The sequence below is a fragment of the Clostridium frigidicarnis genome (genome assembly GCF_900111985.1).
GTDB lineage: Bacteria > Bacillota > Clostridia > Clostridiales > Clostridiaceae > Clostridium_Z > Clostridium_Z frigidicarnis.
In genome coordinates, this window is the sequence record NZ_FOKI01000009.1 from 143,987 (window position 1) to 151,666 (window position 7,680).

8 protein-coding genes are annotated in these 7,680 nt (G+C 29.6%); 1 reads left to right on the forward strand and 7 read right to left on the reverse strand.

The window, feature by feature from the left end; genetic code table 11:
- Nucleotides 1-130: 130 nt before the first annotated feature.
- The 4 genes from BM119_RS07850 to BM119_RS07865 are packed head-to-tail and all read right to left on the reverse strand — an operon-like array spanning nt 131 to nt 3,239.
- Nucleotides 131-856: a PepSY domain-containing protein gene (locus BM119_RS07850; RefSeq protein ID WP_090040354.1), complete on the reverse strand. Its 726-nt coding sequence runs from the start codon at nt 854-856 to the stop codon at nt 131-133.
- Complete coding sequence (locus BM119_RS07855) at nt 846-2,294, reverse strand: sensor histidine kinase (protein ID WP_090040356.1); 1,449 nt, start codon at nt 2,292-2,294, stop codon at nt 846-848. Before BM119_RS07855 ends, BM119_RS07850 begins: the two co-directional genes overlap by 11 nt.
- A 3-nt stretch (nt 2,295-2,297) precedes the next feature.
- Nucleotides 2,298-2,954 (reverse strand): response regulator transcription factor, encoded by a 657-nt coding sequence (locus BM119_RS07860; RefSeq protein WP_090040357.1) that lies wholly within the window; start codon nt 2,952-2,954, stop codon nt 2,298-2,300.
- Nucleotides 2,955-2,966: 12 nt separating this feature from the next.
- Nucleotides 2,967-3,239, reverse strand: coding sequence for a recombinase family protein (locus BM119_RS07865; protein WP_143087307.1), 273 nt, complete (start codon nt 3,237-3,239; stop codon nt 2,967-2,969).
- Between the two features lie 237 nt (nt 3,240-3,476).
- Here BM119_RS07865 and BM119_RS07870 point away from each other — a divergent pair, with 237 nt between their 5' ends.
- Nucleotides 3,477-4,034 carry a hypothetical protein gene (locus BM119_RS07870; RefSeq protein ID WP_090040361.1) on the forward strand — a complete coding sequence of 186 codons (558 nt, stop codon included), beginning with the start codon at nt 3,477-3,479 and terminating at the stop codon, nt 4,032-4,034.
- Nucleotides 4,035-4,201: 167 nt separating this feature from the next.
- Here the strand turns inward: BM119_RS07870 and BM119_RS07875 are convergent, their stop codons facing one another.
- The 3 genes from BM119_RS07875 to BM119_RS20575 all read right to left on the reverse strand — a co-directional run bounded on the left by BM119_RS07875 (nt 4,202) and on the right by BM119_RS20575 (nt 7,564).
- On the reverse strand, nt 4,202-4,744 hold the full coding sequence (locus BM119_RS07875; protein ID WP_090040362.1) for a GNAT family N-acetyltransferase: 543 nt from the start codon (nt 4,742-4,744) through the stop codon (nt 4,202-4,204).
- A gap of 433 nt (nt 4,745-5,177) precedes the next feature.
- Nucleotides 5,178-5,735 carry an HD domain-containing protein gene (locus BM119_RS07880; protein WP_090040364.1) on the reverse strand — a complete coding sequence of 186 codons (558 nt, stop codon included), beginning with the start codon at nt 5,733-5,735 and terminating at the stop codon, nt 5,178-5,180.
- Between the two features lie 318 nt (nt 5,736-6,053).
- A protein-coding gene (locus BM119_RS20575) for an IS3 family transposase (protein ID WP_423231001.1) occupies nt 6,054-7,564 on the reverse strand; the annotation gives its coding sequence in 2 pieces (ribosomal slippage) (nt 6,054-6,952 and nt 6,952-7,564; 1,512 coding nt in all).
- Between the last annotated feature and the right edge of the window lie 116 nt (nt 7,565-7,680).

A 7,680-nucleotide genomic window follows, 5' to 3' on the forward strand; every position in this document is an offset into this window, starting at 1 on the left:
ATACTATGATGATTATTTAAGACAGTAGGTATATATAAAAAAAGGCACAATTCTCTCACTTAAGAGGATTGCGCCTTTTTAGTTAGTCTAAGAATTTTAATCATAGTCTAACTTTAATCACATACATATACTAGTAGTTACTATATACTCGAGTCATTATACCTATTGACAGTGATGCTATCTTTTTAGAATTAGCATCAATACTTATATTTACTTTCTTACTTTCTGATTCATTATCTTCAAAGGTAAAGTTATATGTATTATATTCTGTGACAATTTCACTTTTAAAGGTAAGTTTTGCATTTTTAATGCCACCTATATTATTTTTTTCAATAAACTCTTTTGCAATGTTTTCTGAGTCCTCCATATCAAGTTTGTTTTTTGATGTAGTTATATAAATATAGTGATTAAAGCTTATAATTTCACCTGTTTTCGCATCTAATTCAGTGTAATAATCAAGATGCTTTTCACTTGGATTTTGGTTCTCTTTAGAAAAGAATTCCACTCTATAAATACCATTTTCAAGTACTGATTTGCTATTTTCAAACTTCATATCACTATCTAATTCAAGTTTGTTTAAAGTAGGTTTTAGGGTTGATGGATTAAGAAAATAAACGTTGCAGTCCACCTCTGTTAGATAAAGTTTCACATCAAAATACCTCTCTAAGATTTCTAGAGCTTTTAACTTAGCTTCTTCTTCAGATAAGATTTTTTCTTTTTTTGATTCATCTAAAGAGGTATTTGAATCAATAGTTTCAACAATGAGGCGATCTTTCTTTATAGTATCAAATTCACTACAAGAGGTTAAGAACAAAGTAAAAAATAATAGTATGAAAGATAAAGTTTTATATTTCATCTGACAAATCCCCCCCTTTATCAATATTGAATATTAGTTTTATTGAAGTACCCTTATTTACCTCACTCCTAACTTTAATACTTCCACTATGAATATCCATTATCCTTTTACATATTGATAACCCAAGACCAGCACCATTATTTGCTCTAGTACGTGCTCTATCCACCATATAAAATGGTTCAAAAATTTTATCTAGATGTTCTTTAGGAATTCCCATACCATAATCTTTGATTTCAACTTGATAATTATCTTTATTAATATAAATATCAAGTTTTGAATCAATATCTGAAGCTTTTATAGCATTGACTACTAGATTAGATATTAATACTTTCATTAAATCATTTTCCATCCTCATTTGGAAGTCATCACCTTGTAGTGTTAAACTTATGTTTTTTTCATATAATTTGGGCCTTAAAGATTCTTCAACATCAAGAACAATATTTTTAATGTGTTCATTCTTAAGCTTAAAGTCTTCATTTTTTAATAATATTAAATCCATTAATTTAAAAGATAGTTCTTCTAATCTTTTTCCTTCTTTGTATATAAAATCTAGTCCATCTATGAAGCTCTCCTCATTATATTTAGTAGTACGAAGTAAATCAGCATATCCAATTATTGAAGTTAGTGGAGTTTTCAGCTCATGAGTTAAGTTATCAATAAATCTCTGTTTTTCATTATTGTTTTTTTCTAGCTCATTAATTTTTTCATCAACCACCTGAGCCATTGAGTTGAAATTTTCTGCCAGTAGGCTTACTTCATCTCTAGATTTTACTTCTACCTTTTCAGAAAAGTTTCCCTTAGAGATTCTTTTAGTTGCATCTATAAGGTTTTTAATTGGTTTTGTTATATGTCTGCTTATAAAGTACATAAATACCATGAAAATTAAAGACACTACAATATCAATCTTAAAAAAGAAAGTATATTGGGTTTTTCTTTCATCATAAACTTCAGAGATGTTTCTTGCATAAGTAAATGTATATTCGTTGTTATTCATAGATATAGAGTTTGATATAAATATATATGACTTATTGTCTATATCTCTTATTAAATATTGTCTTTTATTTGCACTAAGTGATTTAATTTCTTCTCTATCTTCAGGCAACTTAAATGTTATATTACTAAATACACTTTTATTATCCTTATCTAAAAGTTCTATATAAATGCTTTTATCATTATTTTTATTATAATAGTCATTGATAGCATTATATAGAACCTCTTTATCAGAGCTTATATTACGAGAATATCTCCTTAAGATATCATTTATAGGAATGCTTAAATTTATTCCAGAATATATACTTAAATGTTCACTTAAACATCTATTTACTTCTCTTCTTAAATTTTCATCATGAATTTTGTCTATTATTAGAATCCCTGCCAAGTTAAATGTTAATATAAATAGTATCAAAGAAAAGACATATATTCTTTGCCAGAATTTCATTGATTAATCCTCCAGTCTATAGCCAATTTTATAAACTGTTTTTATGTTATCACTTAAATCTAATTTTTTTCTAAGGTAGCCTATATGCATATCAATAGTTCTTGTTTCTCCAATATAATCAAATTGCCATACCTTTTCTAGGAGTATTTCTCTAGTTAAAGCTATATTTTTATTTTGCACTAATATACATAGTAAATTAAATTCCTTAAGGGTCAAATCAACTAAATCACTATTCTTTTTTACTACTCTTTCTTTTAAATATATTTTTATATCCTTAAATTCTAAAATGTCATTTGCTTTTCCGTATCGTCTAAGCACTGTTTCAATTCTTGCTAAAAGTTCTATTGACTCAAATGGTTTTACAATATAATCCTCAGCACCTAATTTTAAACCCTGTACTTTATCAACAACTGAGTTTTTTGCAGTTAGAAATATAACGGGAATGTCTAAGTATCTTATCTTGTCCATTATAGTGAAACCATCGGCACCAGGAATCATAATATCTAAAAGTACTAAATCAATATGCTCTTTTTGAACAATATCAATTGCTTCTAAGCCATCATGAACCTGTTTAGTTTCATAATTTGCTATGTTTAAATTTAGTCTAATCAAATTTGATATTCCTAAGTCATCTTCTACTATTAAAATCTTTTGTTTCAAGATCTTTACCTCCTAATATATATTATAGATATAATACTTTTTACACTCCTGCTCTGCAACATAAGAAAGAAGACCTAGAAACTGATATTCTAGTCTGTTACAGTCTTTCCCACTTTGTTTATCAACAAAAATATATCTATTCTCTACATCTAGAGCTTTCATTTTAAGTATTTGACATGTTTCATTTTTATCTATTGAACCTACTCGACAATAACCCATAGTTTTAGACATACTTAAACACTTTCTTACATTATTTCTGTATACATTATATAATAACTGTTGCATGAAGCCTATATATTTTTGCAGCATTTCAAAAGTAACATTTTAGACTCTAGTGAAATATATTCTAATAGTGCCATAAAACTATACCTTATTATGACAGTTTCCATATACAGTCTCGTTAATACACTCCATATACTTGTAAAAATAGTATATAATGGTGTGAGAGATAGTGCTCGTAAATCTTAAATTTACACTTTGCAGCTACTATCCCTAATAGATAATAAAAGGAGCTTAATATCAATGAAAAAACATTACATATTAATTTTTGTCCCTATAATTATTTCAATTATAGTAATTTTTAATGGCTGCAATAATAGTGAAGTAATAAGCAATAAGCAAAGTACAAATACAGACACTGAAAAAATAAGTGAGAACTTTAAAAGTATCTATGATGATGAAGAGAGAATAGCTAATAATTGTGGAGGAGCCTATTATTCAAAATATGGGATGGATATGCGCAAGAAAGATATTATTAGTGGAGAATTTGGGGGATATTATGGTGCAGTCAACTATTGGATTTTAGATGCAAAGGAAGCTGAAAAGATAACTTTAAATTATAATTTAGAATTTGGTAAAGAGGGAAAATATAAGCTACTTTTATGTACTCCTGATAAAAAGCTTATAAAAATATTTGAGCATATCTCCGGTAACAGTATTGAAAAGAAGGAGACAACAATAGATATAGAAAAAGGTGTAAACAGGGTAGTAGCTATTGGAAATAATGCTACTGCAAAAGTGTATATGTCAATTAAAACACAAGGAGATATTGAGATTAAAGATTTTACTAGCAACGAATAATTATTATGGGGTATGTCCACCAAGTCGTAAATGTTGGACATACCCCCAATATATAATTAAAAGTAGAAGTTAGTGGGGCAAATCCGAAAATTGTATGATACCAATGTTGAAAATATTGAATTACAGCCCAATCAATTAGATTATAGTTTTATATTTTTATTGTACTCCTATACATATTTCTTTAGCAATTGCTCCATATTCATTTTCATTGACAGCATGTCTGCTAAGAACACATCTACCAAAAGTCTATTGCCCATCTGATATTCCTGTTTGGCAACTTGTGCACCAAATTTCCTATAAAACTGATTTGATGGTGAATAATGATGGTTATATACAACCATCTTTTCCATTCCCTTCGCCATGTAGAAATCAAATGTGTAAATCATCATCATAAGTGAAATCCCCCTGTTTCTCTGGTCAGGATATACCCAGAGACCATTAAACTCTATCCCTTTTTCAGGTATGTCAAAGGTTTCAGCAAAACTGCTAAAGGCGATGCCAAGCATCTTGTTATTTTCAAATGCTCCAATCAACAAACGAATATCCTGGTTTTCTTTGGCTGTATTCATCCAATCTACCCAGAGATCTAATTCCTCTGAAACGGAAAGAGTGTTTTCAGCCTTGCCAGCCAATTCTTCTGTCCAACACAAAATCCTTAATTCTATTGCTTGTTCCATATCCAATTCCGTTAATTGCCTAATTTTAATCATGATCTCATCCTCCAATTAAATAATCTTTATTTTGTCTTGTTATACAAATCTAGCTTATTTGACAAGAAAATTACATCATATTTTTTGTAAATAAATACAATAAATTACTCAATTTATATTATTCCACTTAACTAGTGAATAATTAAACTTTTTTATTAATGTAGAATTACACACAAAGAATTAGAAAGGCTCTATGATGTTCGCTATTATGTTAGTTCGGAACATTCTTAAAAAATATTTAAATATCAATACTGTATTAAAACATAGTCTATATATCAATTTTATCTTATCCTTGTATTGGGGCGCAAAAACACCATAAAATTCAATTTTGAATAATATGGTGTTATAAACAATTATTCAGTTTTTATTGTTGTTACACTAAATAAGAAGATTGTGATTTAACTTTGTAATTATAAACTAAAGATATTATTCATTAGCTTAATATCGATTGAATCAAATCCTTTTTAACTTTATAATATTTCTTGCTTTCTGGAGACATTTTATTATAGCTTCTTTCAAGTTTGTTTTTAACAAACTTCATGCCATCATCAATGTTCAGCTTTTTTTGAACAAATGCCAAATAAAATAGTGATGGCAATGTATCGTAATGAGAAATGGCATCAGCATCAGCAACACATATTTCTTCCTTAGTTGTTTTTTCTTTTATTACGCTTCCACGGTGATTCAATATGCACAATTTAACTAACTCAATTTTATCTGTTGGGTAATTATATGATTTTAGGATTTCCTCTGCCATATTTGCACCATGAATATGATGATTTTCATATAGACCATAATCCGTGATTGATGCTATATCATGTAACCACCCTGCAATCTCACACACTTCAATATCTGCTTGGTATAGACCAGCGAGTTCAACAGCATTATTCGCTACACTCTCAATATGTTGATAAATACCAACACCAAAAAAATTATTTGAACTTTCACATCTTCTTTTAATATCTTTTTTTATATTTTCAATCATATCCATTCCTATTTTCCCCCATTTAACACACCATTTTACTTGGAAACATATAAATTATTTTTGTTCCTTCTCAGAATCTAACCAGTTGAACTTACTTAACAAGAAAATTATAACATATACTTTTAGGCAGCCCATCTTATTTGCCATAATTTAGAGTATAACTTCATCATAAAACACTGTATTATTCAAGTTTCAAAGAACATTGTTTGTATTTTCAACATAAATAATTATATTGTCTAATATTTGTAATACCATGTAAAAACACCATAAAACTCATTTTGAACTGCACCCTGTCAAGTAGACAGTGGAAATAATAAAAACTACTTAAGCGGCTAAAGCCCTAAATTCCAATGGGCTTAGGCCGTTTAATCTTTTTTGAAGTCTTTTAGTATTATAGAAGATAATATATTCATTGATTGCATTAGTCAGTTCTTCATATGTATGATATTTATGCAAATAGTACCTTTCACATTTAAGAGTACCCCAAAAAGCCTCCATTGGTCCATTGTCAATACATTTGCCCACACGTGACATACTTTGTGTCATTTGAGCTTCATCTAGCTTACGCTTAAAACCATAAGATGTATATTGAAAACCACGATCGCTATGAAGCATAGGGCTTGCGCCCGGATTAGCCGATAAGGCTAGGTCTAAGTTACTAAAAACAAGATCATTATTGTTAGAATGGTCAAGAACATATGCGACAATAGAGTTGTCATATAGATCAAAAATGGCACTTAAATAGGCCTTCTGAGAGTTACCGTATTTTAACTCAGTAACATCAGTAAGCCACTTCTGATTCAGCCTATCGGCTGAAAACGTACGATTTAGTAAATTTTCTGCTACCTGCTGCGGAGCAGACTTGACATAACGTTTCTTCTTTCTGCGAATTACAGATTGTAACGATGCCAGTCTCATAAGTCGATAGATGCGTTTATGGTTAAAGTTTTTATTTAGCCTATGATTTAAGTTCAAAGTCATTCTTCGATAACCATAGATACCATCTACTTCATCATAGATTTTAACAATTTCTGCAGTTAACATCGTGTTTTCAGTCTCTTGAACGCTTTTTTCACGCTTTGTCCACTTATAGTATGAAGAGCGTGGAATCATTGCTATTTCGCATAATAAAGATACAGAGAACTTCTCTTTTTCATGGAGCATTGAAATTGCAATATACTTATTTTCTTGTCTTATACGGCTTAATACCGCCTCCTTTCTAGTCCCTCCAATTTTTTTAGGAATGCATTCTCCGCCCTTAATTTTTCATTTTCAGCCTCAAGCCTTTTCATTTCAAGTTTTATTTTCTCTTCGGGTGTAAGCTCAGTTTCATTCTTCTTACCACGTCTATCCTGAAGTGCATTTTCTCCACCAAATTCATATTTTTTAACCCATTGATATACTTGCTGATAAGAAACATTATGCGTCTCAGCAGTATGCTGATAGTTATTTTTATGATCAATACAGTACTGTACAATTTCAATTCTTTCTCTAAAAGACGTACTTCTTCCTTTTGCCATAGATTTTCTCATTCCTTTCGGTATTGCCGTTACTTCTCTATGACTATTATAATTGTTTATCCATCTTTTCAACACTGATTTATCTGTTAATCCATATTTATTCACAAGTTCTCTTTGTGAATATTTTCCAGATAGATATTCAAGAACAACTTGTTCCTTTAGTTCTCTTGAATATTTCTTGTAAGTTTTTGACTCTCTCAATCCATCTACTCCATACTTCTCGTAGTTGTATCTCCACTTATAAAAAGCATAGGTACTAATACTGTAATTAATGCAGAGTTCTTGTATTGAGCTAGTTCCACTCTCATAATCCATTAAAATTTCGTACTTTTCCTCTGCTGTATATTTAGTTCTTCCGGACAAAAAAATACTCCCCTTTCCAGCAACAGATTTTTATTTTTTAATCTGTCTACTTTAAGGGGAGCATATCA